Annotated in this window: 17 protein-coding genes and 3 pseudogenes; 18 read left to right on the top strand and 2 right to left on the bottom strand. The window is 69.7% G+C overall.

The window, feature by feature from the left end:
* Positions 1–500: 500 nt before the first annotated feature.
* A pseudogene (locus tag I8J32_RS16505) lies at positions 501–1,089 on the bottom strand (Maf family protein).
* 505 nt (positions 1,090–1,594) lie between these two features.
* On the opposite strand from I8J32_RS16505, the gene I8J32_RS16500 reads away from it, so the two are divergent.
* From I8J32_RS16500 to I8J32_RS16440, 13 genes are all read left to right on the top strand, one after another.
* On the top strand, positions 1,595–2,143 hold the full coding sequence (locus I8J32_RS16500; protein ID WP_200613716.1) for a YceD family protein: 549 nt from the start codon (positions 1,595–1,597) through the stop codon (positions 2,141–2,143).
* Positions 2,144–2,163: 20 nt separating this feature from the next.
* Positions 2,164–2,358, top strand: a complete 195-nt coding sequence (rpmF, locus tag I8J32_RS16495) for a 50S ribosomal protein L32 (protein ID WP_200613713.1) — start codon at positions 2,164–2,166, stop codon at positions 2,356–2,358.
* A 297-nt stretch (positions 2,359–2,655) separates the two neighbouring features.
* Complete coding sequence (locus tag I8J32_RS16490) at positions 2,656–3,636, top strand: beta-ketoacyl-ACP synthase III (protein ID WP_200613710.1); 981 nt, start codon at positions 2,656–2,658, stop codon at positions 3,634–3,636.
* 172 nt (positions 3,637–3,808) lie between these two features.
* Positions 3,809–4,696, top strand: coding sequence for an ACP S-malonyltransferase (fabD, locus tag I8J32_RS16485; protein ID WP_407061040.1), 888 nt, complete (start codon positions 3,809–3,811; stop codon positions 4,694–4,696).
* Entirely contained in the window at positions 4,693–5,439 is a 747-nt protein-coding gene (gene fabG, locus I8J32_RS16480) for a 3-oxoacyl-ACP reductase FabG (protein WP_200613705.1), read from the top strand. The genes fabD and fabG overlap by 4 nt, the downstream gene beginning before the upstream one ends.
* Positions 5,440–5,583: 144 nt before the next feature.
* Positions 5,584–5,823 (top strand): acyl carrier protein, encoded by a 240-nt coding sequence (gene acpP / locus I8J32_RS16475; RefSeq protein ID WP_200613703.1) that lies wholly within the window; start codon positions 5,584–5,586, stop codon positions 5,821–5,823.
* A gap of 327 nt (positions 5,824–6,150) precedes the next feature.
* The gene (gene fabF, locus I8J32_RS16470) at positions 6,151–7,389 is read left to right on the top strand and encodes a beta-ketoacyl-ACP synthase II (RefSeq protein ID WP_200613702.1); all 1,239 of its coding nucleotides are present in this window, start codon (positions 6,151–6,153) and stop codon (positions 7,387–7,389) included.
* Between the two features lie 120 nt (positions 7,390–7,509).
* The gene (locus I8J32_RS16465; RefSeq protein WP_200613701.1) at positions 7,510–8,880 is read left to right on the top strand and encodes an aminodeoxychorismate synthase component I; all 1,371 of its coding nucleotides are present in this window, start codon (positions 7,510–7,512) and stop codon (positions 8,878–8,880) included.
* Positions 8,877–9,701 (top strand): aminodeoxychorismate lyase, encoded by an 825-nt coding sequence (pabC, locus tag I8J32_RS16460; RefSeq protein WP_200613700.1) that lies wholly within the window; start codon positions 8,877–8,879, stop codon positions 9,699–9,701. Before I8J32_RS16465 ends, pabC begins: the two co-directional genes overlap by 4 nt.
* Positions 9,702–9,760: 59 nt before the next feature.
* Entirely contained in the window at positions 9,761–10,828 is a 1,068-nt protein-coding gene (mltG, locus tag I8J32_RS16455) for an endolytic transglycosylase MltG (RefSeq protein WP_200613699.1), read from the top strand.
* Positions 10,825–11,460, top strand: coding sequence for a dTMP kinase (gene tmk, locus I8J32_RS16450; protein WP_200613698.1), 636 nt, complete (start codon positions 10,825–10,827; stop codon positions 11,458–11,460). The genes mltG and tmk overlap by 4 nt, the downstream gene beginning before the upstream one ends.
* Positions 11,457–12,431, top strand: a complete 975-nt coding sequence (locus tag I8J32_RS16445; RefSeq protein WP_200613696.1) for a DNA polymerase III subunit delta' — start codon at positions 11,457–11,459, stop codon at positions 12,429–12,431. The genes tmk and I8J32_RS16445 overlap by 4 nt, the downstream gene beginning before the upstream one ends.
* The gene (locus tag I8J32_RS16440; RefSeq protein ID WP_200613693.1) at positions 12,428–12,793 is read left to right on the top strand and encodes a PilZ domain-containing protein; all 366 of its coding nucleotides are present in this window, start codon (positions 12,428–12,430) and stop codon (positions 12,791–12,793) included. The genes I8J32_RS16445 and I8J32_RS16440 overlap by 4 nt, the downstream gene beginning before the upstream one ends.
* A 231-nt stretch (positions 12,794–13,024) precedes the next feature.
* Here the strand turns inward: I8J32_RS16440 and I8J32_RS16435 are convergent, their stop codons facing one another.
* The gene (locus I8J32_RS16435; RefSeq protein ID WP_207526686.1) at positions 13,025–15,067 is read right to left on the bottom strand and encodes a 3-hydroxyacyl-CoA dehydrogenase NAD-binding domain-containing protein; all 2,043 of its coding nucleotides are present in this window, start codon (positions 15,065–15,067) and stop codon (positions 13,025–13,027) included.
* A 290-nt stretch (positions 15,068–15,357) separates the two neighbouring features.
* On the opposite strand from I8J32_RS16435, the gene rpoE reads away from it, so the two are divergent.
* The 5 genes and pseudogenes from rpoE (at position 15,358) to lepB (ending at position 21,567) form a co-directional block, all read left to right on the top strand.
* Entirely contained in the window at positions 15,358–15,984 is a 627-nt protein-coding gene (gene rpoE / locus I8J32_RS16430; protein WP_207526685.1) for an RNA polymerase sigma factor RpoE, read from the top strand.
* Positions 15,981–16,856, top strand: coding sequence for a sigma-E factor negative regulatory protein (locus tag I8J32_RS16425; protein ID WP_200613684.1), 876 nt, complete (start codon positions 15,981–15,983; stop codon positions 16,854–16,856). The genes rpoE and I8J32_RS16425 overlap by 4 nt, the downstream gene beginning before the upstream one ends.
* A gap of 189 nt (positions 16,857–17,045) precedes the next feature.
* Positions 17,046–18,576: pseudogene (locus I8J32_RS16420) on the top strand (DegQ family serine endoprotease).
* Between the two features lie 188 nt (positions 18,577–18,764).
* A pseudogene (gene lepA / locus I8J32_RS16415) lies at positions 18,765–20,559 on the top strand (translation elongation factor 4).
* A 204-nt stretch (positions 20,560–20,763) separates the two neighbouring features.
* Positions 20,764–21,567 (top strand): signal peptidase I, encoded by an 804-nt coding sequence (gene lepB, locus I8J32_RS16410; protein ID WP_200613675.1) that lies wholly within the window; start codon positions 20,764–20,766, stop codon positions 21,565–21,567.
* Positions 21,568–21,595: the final 28 nt, after the last annotated feature.

The following is a 21,595-nucleotide window of genomic DNA, read 5'->3' as shown; positions in this document are numbered from 1 at the left end:
GCCCTTCGATGTCACGGCCGGCCCGCGCGGTCCGGCCGCGATCCAGCGCTATCCGGCCTGTGCCGGAAGCGTTGCCGGAACTGGCCGGACATGGGCGGCCATGCCGGGAGCCTCTCCGGAACTGTCCGGACATGGGCAGGCCTGTGTCGGGAGACTCCGCGGGACTGTCCGGACATAGGCGGGGATATGTCGGGAGACACTCCGGGACTGTCCGGACATATGCAGGCCTATGTCGGGAGACTCGGCGGGACTGTCCGCACATATGCGGGCATATGTCGGGAGACTCCGCGGGACTGTGCGGACATATGCGGGCATATGTCGGGAGACTCCGCGGGACTGTCCGGACATATGCGGGCATATGTCGGGAGACTCCGCGGAACTGTCCGGACATATGCGGGCATATGTCGGGAGAGACTTCGGGACTGTCCGGACATATCCGGGCATATCCCGGCAGATGCGCTTGAGGACCTGCCCGCATGGGCCGGCGCGGGGCCGCCGGGTCAGGGCAGGGGCCAGCCGGCCTGGCGCAGCAGCTGCGCCGTTGCGATCAGTGGCAGGCCCACCAGTGCCGTCGGGTCCTGGCTCTCGATCGCCTCGAACAGCGCGATGCCCAGGCCTTCCGACTTGAAGCTGCCGGCGCAGTCGAAGGGCCCCTCGGCGTCGAGATAGCGCGCGATCTCGTCCGCACCCAGCGTGCGCATGCGCACGCGCGTGGTGTCCACCGCCAGGGCGGGTGCCTGTCCCGGCGCGATCAGGCACACGCCGGTGTGGAAGGCGACGACGCGGCCGGACATCGAGGCCAGCTGCGCCTGGGGCGCGGGCCCGGTCGCCGGGCTTGCCCAGCGGCTGGCCGTCGAGTTCGGCGGCCTGGTCGGACCCGATCACCCAGGCGGGCCCGGCGTCGGCCGCGACCGCCCCGGCCTTGGCCACCGACAGGCGCCGCACCAGCTGCTGCGGGGATTCCCCGGCCAACGGGGTCTCGTCGACCTCGGGGCGCGCCGTCTCGAACGGCAGCCGCAGGCGTTCCAGCAGTTCGCGGCGATAGGGGGAGGTGGAGGCCAGGATCAGCCGCGGTGGGGCTCCGCTCACGGCGCCGGCGCCCCGGTCCGGGAGGCGGGCGCGGGCGATCTGGTTCAGCTGGGCTTCGATCCGGCCCCGGGCGGCGTCGATGGAGGCCCGGACCTCGGCCAGCTGCTCCAGGCTGGCTTCGCGCCCGTGGTCTCGCAGCCACAGCCGCTGGCGGAGCATTTCCCGCAGGGCGTCGCCCACCGGATCGGGGCCCTGTTCACCGGCGATCGCCTCGATTTCGGCCCGCGCGGTGCGCAGGCGGGCTTCCAGGGCGTCGGCGGCGTCCAGCAGGTCGCGCACGGCCCGGGCGCGGCGGCTGGGGAGCCGCTGGCGGAGCAGGAGCAGGGTGAGGATCACGACGACAGCCGCGACCAGGGTCCAGAATAGGGTGGAAGCGGTCACGGATCGGGCCGTTGCGTGCGGAACCGCAGTCTGACCTCCCGCCCGGGCTGCCGGCAATTCCCCGCCGCCACAAGGGTTTACGGTTTGACACTGGTCCGGGCGACCCTCTAACATTCCGCGTCTTATGTCAGCTGGCTTGCCACCTCAGCAGCGGGTACCCGACGTTCTGGATGCCTGGCGCATGGTGGCGGCGCGGCGCGGTGTCGAAGGACGCCTGCCGCTGTCGGCCCTGACGAGGTTGGGGGGAAGCCTCCTCGATTCGGACGGCGATGTCCGCTTCGCGCTCGATTTCGACCGCGACGCGCTGCAGGTGCCCTACGTCGAGTTGCGCATCGAAGCCCAGCTGCCGCTGGTGTGCCAGCGCAGCATGGAACGTTTCCTCCTGCCGGTATCGATCGTGCAGCGTCTTGGACTCATCCGTGATGAGGCGGACGAGGCCGCGCTGCCGGAAGGCTACGAACCATTGCTGGTGCCGGAGGACGGCATGCTGCGGACCGCCGACCTGGTCGAGGACGAACTCATCCTCGCCGTCCCGGTGGTGCCAGTGAGCCCTTCCAGCGAGGCGGTGGAGCACGACTGGCCCGTCACGCAGGCCGAACAGGAAGAACAGGCGCAGGACCGGCCCAATCCATTTGCCGCCCTGTCGGCGTTGAAGTCCAAACCGAACAACTGAAGCTTTAGTGGAGCACGATCATGGCAGTCCAGAAGTCCCGCGTTACCCCGTCCAAGCGTGGCATGCGCCGTGCCCACGATGCCCTGTCGCCCAAGCAGTTGGCGACCGACCCGACCACCGGTGAGACCCACCTGCGCCACCACGTGACCGCCGACGGTTACTACCGTGGCAAGAAGGTCATCGACACCAAGACCACGGTGGCCGACGAGGAGTGATCCTGGTGGCGTGATCACGCTTGCAGTGATCACCCGCAGGCAAGCACCCCGTCACGGCGCCACGCGCGCCGGACAGCAGCACTTCCGGCATCGGGCGTCCTTCACGGCGTCCGGTGGGCCGGACCGAAGCGGGCGCGTAAGCGCCCGTTCGCGTTTGCGCACTGCACAATCGGACGCGCAAGCGGAGTAGCATTCACGGTTTGCCCCCACGCAATCCGGCCGCGCCGGATCGCACCGCGGTCGCCGACCAATGCCCCCCCCGGGCCGGACGCGCCGCCCTACCGGATCGAGACAGGCATGACCCAGCAAGTGTTCGCGCGCATCGCAGGTACCGGCAGCTACCTGCCGGAAAAATGCCTGACCAACGACGAACTGGCCAAGCTCGTCGATACCAGCGACGAGTGGATCGCGGCGCGCACCGGCATCCGCCAGCGCCACATCGCCGCCGAAGGCGAGTTCACCAGCGACCTGGGCTACCACGCCGCCGTGCGCGCGCTGGAAGCCGCCGGCGTCGACGCGAAGGAACTCGACCTCATCGTCGTCGGCACGACCACGCCGGACCTCATCTTCCCGTCCACCGCCTGCCTCATCCAGCACCGCCTGGGCGCGGACGGCTGCCCGGCCTTCGACGTCAACGCCGCCTGCTCCGGCTTCGTCTACGCGCTCACGGTGGCCGACAAGTTCATCCGTTCGGGCGCGGCGAAGACCGCGCTGGTGATCGGCGCGGAAACCCTCACGCGCATGGTGGACTGGAGCGACCGCACCACCTGCGTGCTGTTCGGCGACGGCGCCGGCGCGGTGGTCCTCAAGGCCGATACCGAAACCGGCATCCTCAGCACGCACATGCACGCCGATGGCGGCAAGAAGGAACTGCTGTGGAACCCGGTCGGCGTGTCGGTCGGCTTCAAGCCGGGCGAGCCGAATGCCGGTGTGCGCATCCACATGAGCGGCAACGACGTGTTCAAGCACGCCGTCAAGGCGCTCGACTCGGTGGTGGAGGAAACGCTCGAGGCCAATGGCCTGGACCGCCACGCCATCGACTGGCTGATTCCGCACCAGGCCAACCTGCGCATCATCGAAGCCACGGCCAAGCGCCTGGACATGCCGATGGAGCGCGTGGTGGTGACCGTCGACCGCCACGGCAACACCTCGTCCGGCTCGGTGCCGCTGGCGCTGGACGAAGCCGTGCGTTCGGGCAAGGTGCAGCGCGGCCAGCTGCTGCTGCTGGAAGCCTTCGGCGGCGGTTTCACGTGGGGCTCGGCGCTGCTGCGCTATTGAGCACGAGCCGCGGGCGATAACGTCCGCGGTCACGCAATACGCGCCGGTACAGACGGATCGAGTGCTTCGCCCGTATCATTCCGCGTCTTTTTACGAAGGGGCCGCCGTGTCGGAATCCACTTCACCGCAACTGGCGTTCGTCTTTCCCGGCCAGGGTTCGCAGTCGCTGGGCATGCTGGGCGAATTGTCGGCGCAGCATGGCCTGGTGCGCGAAGCATTCGCCGAAGCCAGCCAGGGCGCGCAGGTCGACCTGTGGTCGCTGTCCCAGGACGGTCCGGAAGACCAGCTCAACCGCACTGAATTCACCCAGCCCGCGCTGCTCGCGGCCGGCGTCGCCGCCTGGCGCGTGTGGCTCGACCAGGGTGGCGCGCGTCCGTCGGTCATGGCCGGCCACAGCCTGGGCGAATACGCGGCCCTGGTCGCGGCCGGTGCGCTCACGCTGCACGACGGTGCGCGCCTGGTCCGCCTGCGCGGCCAGCTGATGCAGGAAGCCGCGCCCGCCGGCACCGGTGCGATGGCCGCGGTGCTCGGCGCCGAGGACGCGCTGGTGCTGGAGGTGTGCAAGGCCGCATCGGGCGACGAGATCGTGGTGCCGGCGAACTTCAACTCGCCCGGCCAGATCGTGATCGGTGGCCACGCGGCCGCCGTCGACCGCGCGCTGGCGCTGCTGGCCGAGCGCGGCGTCCGCAAGGCGGTGAAGCTGGCGGTGAGCGTGCCTTCGCACACGCCGCTGATGCGCGAAGCCGCCAACCGCCTGGCCGAAGCCATGAACGACATCGCCTGGCGCGCGCCGACGCTGCCGGTGGTGCAGAACGTGGACGCCGAAGTGCACGACGGCACCGACGCGATCCGCGGCGCGCTGGTGCGCCAGCTGTACCTGCCCGTCCAGTGGACCGGCTGCGTGGAGGCGCTGGCGGCGCGCGGCGTCACCCGCGTGGTCGAGTGCGGCCCCGGCAAGGTGCTGGCGGGCCTGGTCAAGCGCATCGACAAGTCGCTCGATGCGCGCGCGATCGGAACGAGCGCGGACTTCGCGTACGCATTGACGGAGTTCAAGGCATGAGCAACCTTCCCTTGGCGGGCGAAATCGCCCTGGTGACCGGCGCCAGCCGCGGCATCGGCGCGGCGATCGCCGACGAACTGGCCGCGCAGGGCGCGACCGTGGTCGGTACCGCGACTTCCGAATCGGGCGCCCAGGCCATTGCCGCGCGGCTGGCCGCGCACGGCGGCCACGGCCGGGTGGTCGACGTGGGCGACGCGGCGTCCATCGACGCGCTGCTCGACGGCGTGGCCAAGGACGTCGGCCCGATTTCGATCCTGGTCAACAACGCCGGCATCACCCGCGACAACCTGCTGATGCGGATGAAGGACGAGGACTGGCAGGCCATCCTCGACACCAACCTCACCAGCGTCTACCGCACCTCCAAGGCCGTCATGCGCGCGATGATGAAGGCGCGCAAGGGCCGCATCATCAACATCGCCTCCGTGGTCGGCGTCACCGGCAATGCCGGCCAGACCAACTACGCCGCGGCCAAGGCCGGCATCATCGCCTTCAGCAAGTCGCTGGCCAAGGAGATCGGCTCGCGCGGCGTCACCGTCAATGTGGTGGCGCCGGGCTACATCGCCACCGACATGACGCGCGACCTGCCCGAGGATGCCAAGCAGGCGCTGATGAACCAGATCGCGCTGGGCCGCCTGGGCGAACCGGCCGACATCGCCCGCGCGGTGGCCTTCCTGGCCGGACCGGCGGCGGCCTACATCACCGGCGAGACCCTGCACGTCAACGGCGGCATGTACATGCCGTGAGGGTGGCGGGCGCGGCCACCGGTTGCGCCTGTAACCATTTGAAGGAAAAGGGCTTTCGCCGGCATGGCGGACGCCCGTGATTCAACCCGATATTCCCTTTAGACTATTCCATCGAATTTCCCGTCCCGGGAGGAGTGAGCCCCAATGAGCAGCATCGAAGAGCGCGTCAAGAAGATCGTCGTCGAACAACTCGGCGTGAAGGAAGAGGAAGTCACCAACAACGCTTCGTTCGTCGACGACTTGGGCGCAGACTCGCTCGACACGGTCGAGCTGGTGATGGCCCTCGAAGAAGAGTTCGAGTGCGAGATCCCGGACGAGGAAGCCGAGAAGATCACCTCGGTGCAGCAGGCGATCGACTACATCAAGGCGCACGTCAAGGCCTGATGCCCGTCGCGGGGTCCGGCGACGCCGGGCTCCTCGCGGAGCATGCGCGCATCGGGACGTCCGGTGCGCGTGACCGCGACAACCGGGGCCGCCTATGCGGCCCCGCGCTTTATGAGGCGGCGTCAGCGCCGCGCCAGTCTGCAGCGTTGCATCGGCGCATCGCCGGCTGCAACGCGGGGCGCGCATTGACGCTGCTTTACCCGCTGGCTTGCTAACACGGGTTCCGCCACCAGGACGGCGTCCGGTCGCAGCAGCGGCGTGCATTCGAACAGCAGCCCAGGCTGCGGTCATATGGCCGGCGAACTGCCGGCATGGTTGGAGCGTTTCATGTCCAAAAGACGCGTAGTGGTAACGGGTATGGGCACGGTCTCGCCGCTGGGCAACGACCTGGCGAGCACGTGGGACGGCATCGTCAACGGCCGCTCCGGCATCGGCCCCATCACCCATTTCGATCCCGCCCCGTTCACGACCCGCATCGCGGGCCTGGTGAAGGACTTCGACATCACCCGCTGGGTGAACCCGAAGGACGCCAGGAAGATGGACGAGTTCATCCACTACGGCGTCGCCGCCTCGCTGATGGCGCTGGACGACGCCGGGCTGACCATCGACGACTCCAACGCCGAACGCGTCGGCGCGCTGATCGGTTCGGGCATCGGCGGCCTGCTGGGCATCGAGGAACAGACCATCAAGTACCACGAAGGCGGCGTGCGCAAGATCTCGCCGTTCTACGTGCCCAGCACCATCATCAACATGCTGCCCGGCCAGGTGTCGCTGATCACCGGCGCCAAGGGCCCCAATTTCTCCGCCGTCTCGGCCTGCGCCACGTCGAACCATTCGATCGGCATGGCGATGCGCATGATCCAGTACGGCGATGCCGACGTGATGATCGCCGGCGGCGCCGAGCGCGGTTCCTCGCCGACCTCGGTCGGCGGTTTCTGCTCGATGAAGGCGATGTCCACCCGCAACGACGATCCCACGCGGGCCTCGCGTCCGTGGGACCGCGAGCGCGACGGCTTCGTGCTCGGCGACGGCGCCGGCATCCTCATCCTGGAAGAGTACGAACACGCCAAGGCCCGCGGCGCGCGCATCTACTGCGAGCTGGCCGGCTTCGGCGCGTCCTCCGACGCGTTCCACATGACCGCGCCGAGCGAGAACGGCGAAGGCCCGGCCCGCTGCATGGCGATGGCGTTCAAGGACGCCGGCGTGACGCCCGAGCAGATCGGCTACCTCAACGCGCACGGCACTTCCACGCCGCTGGGCGACTTGGCCGAGACGCTGGCGATCAAGCGCGCGCTGGGCGATGCCGCCTACAAGACGATGGTGTCCTCGACCAAGTCGATGACCGGCCACCTGCTGGGCGCCGCCGGCGGCGTCGAGGCGATCTTCACCGTGCTCGCGATGTACCACGGCATCATCCCGCCGACGATCAACCTCGACGAACCCGGCGAAGGCTGCGACTTGGACTACGTGCCGCACACGGCGCGCCAGGCCAAGGTCGACGTCGTGGTTTCGAACGGCTTCGGCTTCGGCGGCACCAACGGGACGCTGGTGTTCAAGCGCCTGTGATCGACGCGATCGCGGCCGGCCCACGCCCTGCGCGCGGGCCGGCCGACGCAGCGGGAGCGGCGCGCCCGCTGCCTGCCGCGGATCGGGCCACTGCATGACGCTCACGACCCACAGGCCCCCATGCTGCTGACCCGCGCCCTGCCGCCCACGCTCGACCTGCTGCGCCTGCATCGCCTGGCGCCGCAACGCTATCCGCTGCTGCTGGAGTCCAGCGCCCACGGCACCGCGCAGGGCCGCTGGGACCTGCTGCTGATTGCCGACGGCCCCTGCCTGCGGCTGGATCGCGACGGCCATACGCGCGACCAGGACGGGCAGGTCCTCGAAGGAGATTTCCTCGACCTGCTCGATGCGCAGTGGCGGCAGCTGCAGACCACCCGCGACGAACCGCGCTGGCCGTTCCGCGGCGGCTGGGCGCTGTGGCTGGGCTACGAACTGGCCCGCCAGGTCGAGCCGGTTCTGGAACTGCCGCCGGCCGCCGGCTGCGCACCGGTGGCCCTGGCCCTGCGCTGTCCCGCCGCGATCCTGCGCGACCACGCCACGGGCGAATGCGTCGCCGTGGCCGAACCCGCGCATGCCGCGCTGCTCGACGCGCTGGCCGCCGACGTTCCGGCGGGCGTCGCGCTGCCGGACTTGCCGGCCTGGTCCCGGCCCTGCGCCGTGGAGGAGGACGAAGCCTCGCGTTATGTCGATGGCGTGCAGCGGGTGATCGACTACCTGCGCGCGGGCGACGTCTTCCAGGTGAACCTGTCGCGCGCCTGGCGCGCGCAGTTCGAAGATGGCCTGGATCCGGCGGCGCTGTTCGAGCGCCTGCGCACGCACAATCCCGCGCCTTTCGCCGGCGTGTTCGCCCAGGCCGGGTGGGCGGTGGTGAGCGCGTCGCCCGAACGGCTGGTGTCGGTGCGCGGCGACCTGGTCGAAACCCGTCCGATCGCCGGCACGCGCGCGCGCTTTCCCGGTGACGACGACGCGGCACGGATCCAGGAACTGGTCGGCCACCCGAAGGAACGCGCCGAGCACGTGATGCTGATCGACCTGGAACGCAACGACCTGGGCCGCGTCTGCACCGCGGGCAGCGTGGAAGTGGACGAGCTGATGACGGTGGAGAGCTACGCGCACGTGCACCACATCGTCAGCAACGTGCGAGGCCGCCTGCGGCCTGGCACGGCGCCGGGCGAGGTGATCCGGGCCGTGTTTCCCGGCGGCACGATCACCGGCTGCCCGAAGGTCCGCTGCATGCAGATCATCGCCGAGCTCGAAGGCGAAGGCCGCGGCGCCTACACAGGTGCGATGGGCTGGCTCAACCGCGACGGCGACATGGATCTCAACATCCTGATCCGCAGCGCCGAACTGGCACGCGGCGCTGCGACGGGCGACGTCCTGCACTTCCGCACCGGCGCGGGCATCGTGGCCGACTCGGTGCCGCAGCGTGAGCTGGACGAAACCCGCGCCAAGGCGCGCGGGATGCTGCGGGCCCTGGGCCTGGACGCATGAGCGTGCGCATCTTCAGCGGCGGCCAGCGGATCGAATCGATTCCGGCCGACGATCGCGGACTGGCCTACGGCGACGGCATCTTCGAGACCATGCGCGCCCATGGCGGCGAGCTGCCCTGGTGGGATGCGCACTGGCAGCGCCTCGCACACGGCGCGCAACGCCTGGGCTTTCCGGCACCGCGCCAGGCGCTGGTGCGGGAGCAGGCGCAGGCCATGCTGGAAGGCGGCGACGGCGTGCTCAAGCTGCTGGTCACCCGCGGCAGCGGTGCGCGCGGCTATGCCCCCGGTGTGGCGACCCCGCCGACCTGGGTGCTTTCCCTGCATTCCCTGCCACCGGCGCCAGCCCAGGGCCTGTGCCTGCGCTGGTGCCAGACGCGCCTGTCGCTGCAGCCGGCGCTGGCCGGGCTCAAGCACTGCAACCGCCTGGAGCAGGTGCTGGCGCGCGCCGAATGGAATGGTTCGACGGGAAACCCGGATCCGGCCGATGAAGGCCTGATGCGCAGCACCGAAGGCGACGTGGTCTGCGCCACGGCGGCCAACCTGTTCGTGCTGCAGGAAGGGCGGTGGACGACGCCGCCGGTGGACCGCTGCGGCGTGGCCGGCGTGTGCCGCGGCTGGCTGCTGGCCCACGCCGACGTCCGCGAGAAGCGCCTGAGCGTGACCGACGTCGAGACCGCGCAGGCGGTTTTCCTGTGCAATGCGGTGCGGGGTATCCTGCCGGTGGCCCGCCTGGGGGCGGCCCGTACCTGGCCTGCGCACCCGCTCGTGGCGGAACTTCAGGCGCGGCTGGCCGACGCCCATCCCGGCTTTGGCCGGCACTGACACACCGGTGCCTGGCCGCCGGTTCGCGCCAATGCACATAGCCAACAGACGGAGAAGACGTGGGTCGTACTAGCAAGCGCAGCTTCGGTGGTTTCCTCCTCCTCCTGCTGGTCGTCGTCGCCGTCGGCGGGTTCCTGGCGTACCAGCGCTTCACCGCGTTCGCCGATCGACCGCTGGCGGGCATCGACCCCGGCGAATCGGTCGTGGTGGCTTCGGGCGACAACCTGGGCAGCGTGCTGCGCAAGCTGCGCGAGATCGACGTGGAGACCGGCGAGGCCCTGCAATGGCGCCTGCTGGCCCGCCAGCTCCAGGCCGCAGGCAAGCTGCAGATCGGTGAATATCCGCTCGACGCCGGCACCACGCCGCGGCAGCTGCTGCGCGCCATGCGCGACGGGCGGGTGGTGCAACGCCGCTTCACCATCGTCGAGGGCTGGAACATCCGCGAACTGCGAGCCGCGCTCGCCCGCGCCCGGCCCCTCGCACAGGAAACCGCCACGCTCGACGATGCTGCCCTGATGGCCGCACTGGGCAAGCCTGGTCAGCATCCGGAAGGGCGCTTCCTGCCCGAGACCTACCTGTACACCAGCGGCGACAGCGACCTGGAAGTGCTGCGACGGGCGCACAAGGCGATGGAAGAGGCACTGGCGGCCGCGTGGGACAAGCGCCACGACGGCAGCGTGCTCAAGAGCCCCGACGAGATGCTGACCCTGGCGTCGATCGTAGAGAAGGAAACCGGCATCGCCTCCGAACGCCCGCAGATCGCCGGCCTGTTCGAGCGCCGCCTGAAGATCGGGATGCTGCTGCAGACCGATCCCACGGTGATCTACGGCATGGGCTCGCGCTACGGCGGCAACATCCGCAAGTCCGACCTGCTGGCCGACACGCCCTACAACACCTACACGCGCGCGGGCCTGCCGCCCACGCCGATCGCGATGCCCGGCGTGGCGGCGCTGGAGGCGGTGGCCAACCCGGCGCCTGGCGAGGCGCTGTATTTCGTCGCCATCGGTGACGGCAGCGGCCGCCACCTGTTCGCGCGCACGCTGGCCGAACACCAGGCCAACGTCGGACGCTACCTGCGCAACTACCGCGCCGCGCGCAACGCCGACCCGGCGACGCAGGCCCGATGAAACTGACCTCGCACCCCCGGTTCGTCACCCTGGAAGGGGGCGAGGGCGCCGGCAAGTCGACCACGCTGGCGGCGCTGCGCGACTACCTGCGCGCCCGCGACCAAGAGGTCGTGACCACGCGCGAACCCGGCGGCACCGCGCTGGCCGAACAGATCCGCGCGCTGCTGCTCGATCCCCACCACGAACCGCCCGCGCCGGAGACCGAACTGCTGCTGATGTTCGCCGCCCGCGCGCAGCACGTGCGCGAGGTCATCCTGCCGGCGCTGGAACGCGGGGCCTGGGTGATCAGCGATCGCTTCACCGACTCCAGCTATGCCTACCAGGGCGGCGGACGCGGCCTGGACGCGGGCTTCATCGAGCAGCTCGAACAGCGCGTGGTGGGCATCCAGCCGGCCCTCACGCTGCTGCTGGACATCGGCGTGGTGCACGGCCGCGAGCGTGCGCGCGGCCGCGACCTGCCCCCGGACCGGATCGAGCGCGAACGCGACGAATTCTTCGAGCGCGTCCGCGACGCCTTCCTGGAGCGCGCGGCGCAGGAGCCTGGACGTTTCCGCGTGATCGATGCCACGCAGTCGATCGCGACGGTGGCCACGCAGGCCGTGGCCTGCCTGGCCGAGCGGGTGGAAGGATGAGCTTCGCGCCCTGGCAGCAGCGCGTGCAGGCCAGCGTCCACGCGGCGCTCGAGGCCGGCCGCCTGGGGCATGCGTTGCTGTTCTGCGGTCCGGCGCAGCTGGGCAAGCGCGAGGTGGCGCAGAACCTGGCCCAGGGCCTGCTGTGCACCGCCCGCCGCGATGACGGGACGCCCTGCGATGCGTGCCGCAGCTGCCACCTGTTCCGCGCCGGCACCCATCCCGATTACCAGTTCGTCTCGTTCATCCCGAACAAGGAAGGGACGAAGCTGCGCACCGAAATCATCATCGACCAGATCCGCGAAGTGTCCGAGCGCCTGTCGCTGACGCCTCAGTACGGCGGGGCGCAGATCGCAGTGATCGATCCGGCCGACGCGATCAACCACTCGGCGAGCAACGCGCTGCTCAAGACGCTCGAGGAGCCCGTGCCCGGCCGCTACATGTGGCTGGTGACCGCGCATCCGGCGCGCCTGTCGGCGACCATCCGCAGCCGCTGCCAGAAGCTGGAGTTCCGCCTGCCTCCGGCCGATGAAGCCACCGCCTGGCTTGCCGCGCAGGGCCACAAGCCCGCGGCGGCCAGCGAGGCGCTCGAGGCGGCGCGCGGCCATCCGGGCCTGGCGCACGAGTGGCTCAGTGGCGGCGGCATGGCGCTGCGCCGGGACGTGGCCGCGGACCTGGACAAGATCGCACGTGGCACCGCCGCGGCCGCGGATACCGCCCAGCGCTGGGCGGCCGACGAGGAGCTGGAACTTCGCCTGCGGCATGCGGCCGACCTCGCCCTGCTGGAGGCCGGGCGCTTGACCGAGCCGACGCGAGCGCGCAGTCTGGCCGCGTGGTTCGATCATGCCAACCGGGTGCGCGACCTGCTTCGCACGACGGTACGAGCGGACCTCGCACTCGTTGAACTATTGATGGCCTGGCGCGCCGCCGACGGCGCCGCGAAACCGGGCGCGCCTGGAGGAAACAGGGGATGAGCGGAGTGACGGGCGCGGGCGGTGCCAAGCAGGGCATCATCACCCATGCAATCAAGGACAAGGCGGCGCTGTACACCGCGTACATGCCTTTCCTGAAAAATGGCGGCATCTTCGTCACCACCGCCCGGAGGTATTTCCTGGGCGACGAGGTGTTCATGCTGCTGACGCTTCCGGAGTCGACCGAGCGCCTGCCGGTGGCAGGACGCGTGGTCTGGGTGACGCCGCCGGGCGCGCAGGGCAATCGTCCCGCGGGCATCGGTGTGCAGTTCCCCGACACAGCCGAAGGCGAAACCGTGAAGGGCCGCATCGAAGCACTGCTGGCCGGCTCGCTGACCGCCGAGCGACCCACGCATACGATGTAGCCGGCAAGCGCCGCCCGAGGGCGGCGTTGCCTTGCACCAGCGCGCGCCGGCGCCGACTTGCGGACCTGGGGTCAATGCAACTGCGCGCGTTCCCGGCGCGCACGGCGCGATCTCACCCGATGCGGATCTCACCCGGTGCGGATCTCACCCGATGCGGATCTCACCCGATGCGCGACGCGCAGCAGGGAGCACGGTTAAGAACCGATGCTCCCACTGCGCCAGGCGCGGATCTCAGACGCGGTCCCACCCGGCGCGGGGCGCGAAGCGGGCGCCATACCGGGTTTCCAATGCAGCCAGACGCGCAAGCAGCGCGTCCACGCCCGTGTCGCGGATGTACTGGATCGGGCCGCCACGGAATGGCGCGAAACCGGTCCCGAAGATCACGCCGGCGTCCAGCAGGTCGGCATCGCTCACCACGCCCTCGTGCAGGCAGGCGACCGCTTCGTTGAGCAGCGGCAGGATCAGGCGGTCCTCGAGATCATCGGGCGTGCGGTAGCCATCGGGGACGGCCGGCTTCACCGGCTTGCCGTTCTCCCACTTGTACAGGCCCTGTCCGTCCTTCTTGCCACGCTTGCCGGCTTCCACGCCACCGGCCAGCGCGGCGGGAACTTCGATTCCGAGGAAGGGCGCGAGTTCGGCCGCAACGCCGGCGCCGACGTCGAGGCCCACGGTGTCGACCAGTTCGATGGGCCCCATCGGCATGCCGAACTTCACCGCCGCCTTGTCGATGACCGGGCCGGGAATGCCTTCCGACAGGGCCGTCACCGCCTCGAGCAGGTACGGGAACAGCACGCGGTTGACCAGGAAGCCGGGCGTGCCGGCCACCGGCACGGGCAGCTTGTCGATCGCCTTGCAGAAGGCGGCGAGGCGCTGTTCCGTCTCCGGGCTCATGCCGTCGTGGCGGATGATCTCCACCAGCGGCATCAGCGCGACCGGATTGAAGTAGTGCAGGCCGGCGAACTGCGCCGGCCGCGCGAGGTGATCGCGCAGTTCGACCAGCGGGATCGACGAGGTGTTGGTGGTCAGCAGGGCGCCGGGCTTCATGCGCGGCTCCACGGCGGCGTACAGGTCGCGCTTGGCCTGGGCCTGCTCGATGATCGCCTCGATCACCAGGTCCGCCTGCGCCGCGCCGTCGCCCGCCAGGTCGCCGCGCAGGCGTGCTGCCACGGCGGCGCGCTTGCTTTCGTCCTTGACCTTCCTGGCGAACAGTTCGCCCGAACGGGTCATCGCGTTGTCGATGAAGCGCTGCTCGCGATCATTGAGCGTGACCTGGAAGCCGCGGTAGGCCGACCAGGCCGCGATGTCGCCGCCCATCACGCCGGCGCCGATCACGTGCACGCGTTCGATGCCATGGTCCTTTCCGCCGCTCGACTTCAGCCGTTCCTGCAGGAAGAACACGCGGATCAGGTTGCGCGCGGTGGGCGTGGACGCCAGCTTGACCACCGCCTTGCGTTCGGCGCCCAGCAGCGCCTGCACGCCGCCGCTGGCGCGCTCACAGGTGGAGATGAGCGCGTAGGGCGCGGGGTAGTGCTCGCGCCGGGCCTTGCGCGCCACCTGCTTGACCAGCATCGGCGCGAGAACCTTGCGGGCGATCCAGGTGTTGGTGCCCCAGGCCATGAAGCGCTGCTTGAACGGGCGGGGCGCGCCCTGCAGGGCCAGTCGTGCCGCCTCGTCCACGAGGGTTGCCGGATCGACGACCTTGTCGACCAGCCCGATCGCGCGCGCGGCCGAGGCCGACAGCGAGCGGCCGGTCAGCATCATGTCGAAGGCGGCCGGCGCGCCCACCAGGCGCGGCAGCCGCACGCTGCCGCCCCAGCCCGGGAAAATGCCGAGCTTCACTTCGGGCAGGCCGATGCGCGTGGAGGCATCCGCGCTGGCGACGCGGTAGCGGCAGGCCAGCGCGATCTCGGTGCCGCCGCCCATGCAGAAGCCGTGGATCGCCGCGACGGTGGGGCAGGGCAGTTCGGCCAGGCGCTGGAAGACCTGCTGGCCCCGCTGGATCGCGTCGGCGGTATTGCCCTTGGCGTCGAACTGCGCGAATTCGCGGATGTCGGCGCCGGCGATGAAGCCGGACGTCTTGGCCGATCGCAGCACCAGCCCCTTGGGCGGGTCCAGCGCCAGCCGTTCGAGCAGGCTGTCCAGCTCGATCAGCACTTCCTGCGCGAAAGTGTTGACCGCCGCGCCGGCGCGATCGAACGACAGCACCACCACGCCGTCGTCGCGCGGTTGCAGTTGCCAGTGCTGGAGGCGTAGACCGTCGAGGCCAGCGATCATGCGGAACCTTCCTGAAGAATGGGGGAAAAATGGGGCGGGGAACGTGGCGGGAGACGGTGCCTGGGCACCCGGGACCGCTGCCGGCCGCCTCCGGGGAGGGCGGCGCGACCGGCGGCGAAGGCCTATGATCGGAAGCTTGTTTCCGCGGCGTCAAACCGTATGGTCCGACCATGACGCATGGCGCTTGAAGCGTATGGTCCGCAACCGCACCCTGATGCCATGAAACTTTTCTTCCCCAGGGTGGTCCCACGGTTCGGTCTCACCGAGCTGACAGGAGTGCCGGCGCGGTGATGGCCGAGAATGCGTTGACCCCGGAATCCGACCTGGACCAGGAGCTGGTCCGGCGCGTGCAGCGTGGCGATGGCGCCGCGTTCGACGCGCTCGTGCGCAAGTACCAGCACCGTATCGTCGCCCTCATCGGGCGTTACGTCTCGGACTGGAGCGAGTGCGAGGACGTGGCGCAGGAGGCCTTCATCCGCGCGTACCGCGCGCTGCCCAATTTCCGGGGCGACTCCCAGTTCTATACGTGGCTGCACCGGATCGCCGTGAACACTGCCAAGAACCACCTCGTCGCCCAGAACCGCCGGCCGCCGACCGATGACGTCGACGCCGTCGATGCCGAGCAGTACGACTCCGGAAGCCGCCTGCGGGACACGGCGACCCCGGAACATGAACTGTTGCGGCAGGAAATCGAACTTACCGTGATGCGCGCGGTCGAAGCCTTGCCCGAGGAATTGCGCATGGCCATCAGCCTGCGCGAGGTCGAAGGGCTCAGTTACGAGGAGATCGCAGCCAGGATGGACTGCCCGATCGGCACCGTGCGTTCGCGGATCTTCCGCGCCCGCGAGGCCATCGACCAGCAACTGCGACCCCTGCTGGACCAGGACGCGAACATCCGGGAGCGAGCACACCGATGACGGGCGGTTCAAACCAAGGCGGCGGCAATCACGAAGCCCACGGCGTCGGCGGGCCTACGCCGGCGCTCCAGCCGCGCGACGATCGCGAGACCCTCAGCGCGCTGTTCGACGGCGAGCTGCCGGGTGACGCCACGCGGTTCGCGCTGAAGCGACTCGAACACGACGTGCAATGGCAGGACACCTGCGGCCGCTGGCAGATGCTCGGCGACCTGCTGCGCGGGGAATCGACCGCCGCGGCGCCCGTGCACTTCGCCGAGGGCGTCGTACGGGCGCTGGGCCAGATCCCCGCGGGGCAGGTGCAGGCGCAGCCGGTCGTCCCCGCCAGGGCCCGGCCCGCCGCGTGGGGCCGCTGGGCAGGTGGCGCGGCGCTGGCCGCCTCGGTTGCGCTGGCGGCCGTGCTGGTGGTCAAGCCGTTTTCGTCTCCGTCCGGTTCCCAGGCCCCGCCTGCGGTAGCCCAGCAGGTGACGCCGTCCACCCTCCCCGCGATTGCGACGCCCCCGCCCGCGACCACGGGTGGCGATGACTCCGTCATTGCCGTCGCGCCGGCGCCTGCGCCGGTCCCGACCCGGTTGGCCTCGTCACCGCGCCCGGCCCGGACCATCACCCGTTCCCGTCCGGCCGCCGCAGGCGCGGCCCAGCCGGAGGCACCGGCTGTCACCGTCGTCGCCGCCGCGCCGGCCCAGCCCTTCCACCCGCCGGTCGATGACGTCGTCACGCGTCCCTGGCCCCGCGCCGTGCTGCCGGATTCGGCGGCCGCTGGCGCCTTCACGGTCGGGCTCGGTGGTGCCGCGCCTTCGCCATCCTTCTATCCCTTCGAACCGAAAGTGACGCAGCCGCCCGCGACACAGGACGAGGATGTTCCGCCGCCCTGACGAACGGGACGTGAGACAGGCGACGTCCCCGGGCCCGGTTCCCGTCCGGATACCCCGGATCGCTGGAGGTTCCCCGTTTGTGTCTGCCGGTGCCTGCATACCGGTTCCGGTTCCTGCTAATCCGTTCGAGGTCACCTGCGTGCGGCTCCGCCGCGCGTTTTCCCTTCCCCCCACACCTCGCGCACACCCATGAACCGATCGCTTCGCTCCCTGGCCGTGCTCGGCGTCCTCGCCGCCACCCTTCCGGTCGCCTGCACCGCGCAGCCTCCCGGCAACGCTGCGACCGCTGCCGCCGCCACCACCGCGCAGTCATCCGCGCCGGCGGCGCCCCTGGTCACCGGACTGCCGGATTTCACCGCCCTGGTGGACCGCGTGGGGCCAGCCGTGGTCAATGTCAGTGCGGAGGCGTCGCCGCAACGCGTCAGCCGGACCCAGCCCGGCGGGGAGGAAATCCCCGAGATCTTCCGGCGCATGCTGCCGCCGGGCATGTTCGAAGGGCCCGACGCGCCGCAGGTGCCCGAAGGTCCGCGCGGTCGTGCGATGGGTACCGGATTCCTCATCTCCACGGACGGTTACGTGCTGACCAACCACCACGTGGTCGAAGGCGCGGACACGGTCACCATCCGCCTGTCCGACCGTCGCGAGCTGAAGGCCAAGGTGGTCGGCAGTGACGCGCAGTCCGACGTCGCCCTGCTCAAGGTCTCCGCCACCAATCTGCCGGCCCTGCGGCTGGGCGACTCCTCCCGGCTGCGCCCGGGGCAGTGGGTCGTGGCCATCGGCTCCCCGTTCGGCCTGGACCAGTCGGTGACCGCCGGCATCGTCAGCGCCGTCGGCCGCGCCAATCCCTATGCCGACCAGCGCTACGTGCCCTTCATCCAGACCGACGTGGCCATCAACCGGGGCAACTCCGGCGGCCCGCTGCTGAACACCTCCGGCGAGGTCGTGGGCATCAACTCGCAGATCTTCAGCAATTCGGGCGGCTACATGGGCGTGAGCTTCGCCATTCCGATCGACGTGGCGATGAACGCGGTCGACCAGCTCAAGGCGACCGGCAAGGTCAGCCGCGGACAGCTGGGCGTCCGCGTCCAGGCGATCAATGCCGACGAAGCGCGCGGCCTCGGCCTGCCCGATTCCACCGGCGCGCTCGTGTTCGAAATCCTCCCCGGCAGCGCCGCGGGGCGCGCGGGCGTGGAGCGGATGGACGTCATCCGGGCCGTCAACGGCAAGCCGGTGATCGTGTCCAGCGACCTGCCGCCCTTGATCGGCGGCCTGGCGCCGGGTTCGAAGGTGCGCCTGAGCATCCTGCGCGAGGGCAAGCCGCGCGACGTGACCGTCACTCTGGACGCGCTCGATGAAACCTTTGCCGGCGGTGCCGCGGATGCGCCCGCGCCGGGCGACCGTGAGGAAGCACCGGCCACGGGCCGGGGCAATCCGCTGGGCCTGGGTGGGACGCGACCTGACCAGCGCCGAGCGCCAGCAAATGGGGCTGCAGGCGGGTGAAGGCGTGCGCCTGGCCAAGATCGGGGACGCCGCGGGCGAGGCCGGTCTGCAGGCCGGCGACATCATCCTGTCGGTGGGACGGGCCAGTGTCGGCGACGCGGCGGCGCTGGATCGCGCCCTGAACGGCGTCCGGCAAGGTCAGACGGTCATGCTGCTCGTGCGTCGCGGCCAGCAGACCCAGTTCGTCGCCGTCACCGCGGGCGAGGCCGAAGCGGGCTGAGCCCGCAGGCGCCCGCTCCGGCCACCCCGGGGTCCCCAGCGGCCGGTTTGCCGCCCGCGAGGGAGCCCGGCTGCGCTGGTGGCCGTGACAACCAGCGAGCCCACGACTGCGTCCGCCTCAAGGCGGGCGCAGTCGCCTGTGCGATAATCGCGCGTTAACTTTCCGGAAGACGGCTGTCCGCCGCCCGTATGCATCTGATCCGCAATTTCTCCATCATCGCCCACGTCGACCACGGCAAATCGACCCTGGGCCGACCGCATCATCCAGCTGTGCGGTGGCCTGGAAGCCCGCGAGATGGAAGCGCAGGTCCTCGACTCCAATCCCATCGAGCGCGAGCGCGGCATCACCATCAAGGCCCAGTCGGTTTCGCTGCCCTACACGGCGCGCGACGGGCTGACCTACCAGCTCAACTTCATCGACACGCCGGGCCACGTCGACTTCAGCTACGAAGTCAGCCGCTCGCTCGCCGCCTGCGAAGGCGCGCTGCTGGTGGTCGACGCCGCGCAGGGCGTGGAGGCCCAGTCGGTGGCCAACTGCTACACCGCCGTGGAGCAGGGGCTGGAAGTGGTCCCGGTGCTCAACAAGATCGACCTGCCCACCGCCGATGTCGACCGCGCCAAGGCCGAGATCGAGGCGGTGATCGGCATCGACGCCGAGGACGCGGTGGCCATCAGCGCCAAGACCGGCCTGAACGTGATCGAGGTGCTGGAAGCCATCGTGCACCGGATCCCGCCGCCCAAGCCGCGCGACACCACCAAGCTGCAGGCGCTGATCATCGACTCGTGGTTCGACAACTACCTGGGCGTGGTCTCGCTGGTGCGCGTGATGCAGGGCGAGATCGTCCCCGGCACCAAGATCCTCGTCATGTCGACCGGTCGCGTCCACCAGGTCGACGGCGTGGGCGTTTTCACGCCCAAGCGCAAGCCGCTGGCCAGGCTCGGTGCGGGTGAGGTGGGCTGGATCAACGCCAGCATCAAGGACGTCCATGGCGCCCCCGTGGGCGACACGCTCACCCTGGCCTCCGATCCTGCCGCCACTGCGCTACCGGGCTTCGAGGCCATGCAGCCGCGCGTGTTCGCCGGCCTGTTTCCGGTCGATGCCGAGGACTATCCCGCGTTGCGCGAGGCGCTGGACAAGCTCCGGCTCAACGACGCCGCCCTGAAGTTCGAGCCGGAGAGCTCCGAAGCGATGGGCTTCGGCTTCCGCTGCGGCTTCCTGGGCATGCTGCACATGGAAATCGTGCAGGAGCGGCTGGAGCGCGAATACAACCTCAACCTGATCAGCACCGCGCCGACGGTGATCTACGAAGTGCTCAAGACCGACGGCACCGTGATCCCGATGGACAACCCGGCCAAGCTGCCGCAGGCCAACCTGGTCCAGGAGATCCGCGAACCGATCATCCGCGCCAACATCCTCACGCCGCCGGAATACATCGGCAACGTGATCAAGCTGTGCGAGGACAAGCGAGGCGTGCAGGTCGGCATCCAGTACATGGCCAGCCAGGTGCAGATCAGCTACGAGCTGCCGATGGCCGAAGTGGTGCTGGACTTCTTCGACAAGCTCAAGTCGGTGTCGCGCGGCTATGCCTCGCTGGACTACCACTTCCTGCGCTTCGAGCCCGGTCCGTTCGTGCGCGTGGACACGCTGATCAACGGCGACAAGGTCGACGCGCTGAGCAGCATCTGCCACCGCAACCACGCCGATCGCCGGGGCCGCGAGCTGTGCGAGAAGATGAAGGAACTCATCCCCCGGCAGATGTTCGACGTCGCCATCCAGGCCGCCATCGGCGCGCAGATCATCGCGCGCAGCACGGTCAAGGCGATGCGCAAGAACGTGCTGGCCAAGTGCTACGGCGGCGACATCAGCCGCAAGAAGAAGCTCCTCGAGAAGCAGAAAGAGGGCAAGAAGCGGATGAAGCAGGTGGGCCGGGTGGAGATTCCGCAGGAAGCCTTCCTGGCGGTGCTGCAGGTCGACAGCAAGTGATGCTTCCGGGCACGGCGCCCCCCGGCCGCCGTGCCTTCCCCGTCTCCATGCCAAGGGGCAGTTCCATGTCCCGCCGTTGCCCCGCTATGCTCGGCGCGACGGCGCCTGGCGCCGTCATCGTGTCCGGGGTGGTCGTCAGCCGTGGCGCGCTCCACGTACCCGCACAACACGCATCCGTTCCGGCTCCTGGCAAAGGGACTCTAAATGAAGTGGTTTGAAATCATCCTCGTCGTCCTGACCGCGTTCACCGGCCTGGTGTGGCTGCTGGACAAGCTGTTCCTGGCCAAGCGCCGCAAGGCCAGTGCGGGCCTGCTCGAAGAGGGTGAGGAACCGGTCGTCATCGACTATTCCAAGGCGTTCTTCCCGGTGCTGGCGATCGTGCTGATCCTGCGCAGCTTCGTGGCCGAGCCCTTCCGCATTCCTTCCAACTCGATGATGCCGACCCTGCTCACGGGCGACTTCATCCTGGTCAACAAGTTCGCCTACGGGCTGCGGCTGCCGATCAGCAACACCAAGTTCGTCGCCATCGGCGAACCGGCGCGCGGTGACGTGGTGGTGTTCCATTTCCCCGGCCGTGGCGCCGACGACCCGAACAAGGGCGTGGATTTCATCAAGCGCGTGATCGGCCTGCCGGGCGACCGCATCGGTTACCACGACAACCAGGTCACCGTGAACGGCGAGGTGGTCAGCTACGAGCGGGTCGGGACCTACACCGGCCGCGGCAAGGGCGTGGAGATGACCGGAGCGACCGAATTGCGTGAGAATCTCCCCGGACGGCCCCACGCCGTCCTGGAAACCGACGGTTCCCCGTTCCTCGATTCAGGCGAGGGCGACTGGGAGGTTCCGGCGGGGCACTATTTCGTGATGGGGGACAACCGTGACCACAGCGACGACAGTCGATACTGGGGCGTCCTGCCGGAACGCCAGTTGAGGGGCAAGGCGTTCATGATCTGGATGAGTTTTGACGGGGGCTTCGAATTCCGGCGTATCGGGACCAGCATCCGGTAATCGCCAGCGCACTCAAACGGGGAGAAGT

The sequence above is a fragment of the Lysobacter solisilvae genome (genome assembly GCF_016613535.2).
GTDB lineage: Bacteria > Pseudomonadota > Gammaproteobacteria > Xanthomonadales > Xanthomonadaceae > Agrilutibacter > Agrilutibacter solisilvae.
Note: the sequence above shows the minus strand (reverse complement) of the source record. Positions and strands in the feature narration are given on the sequence as shown.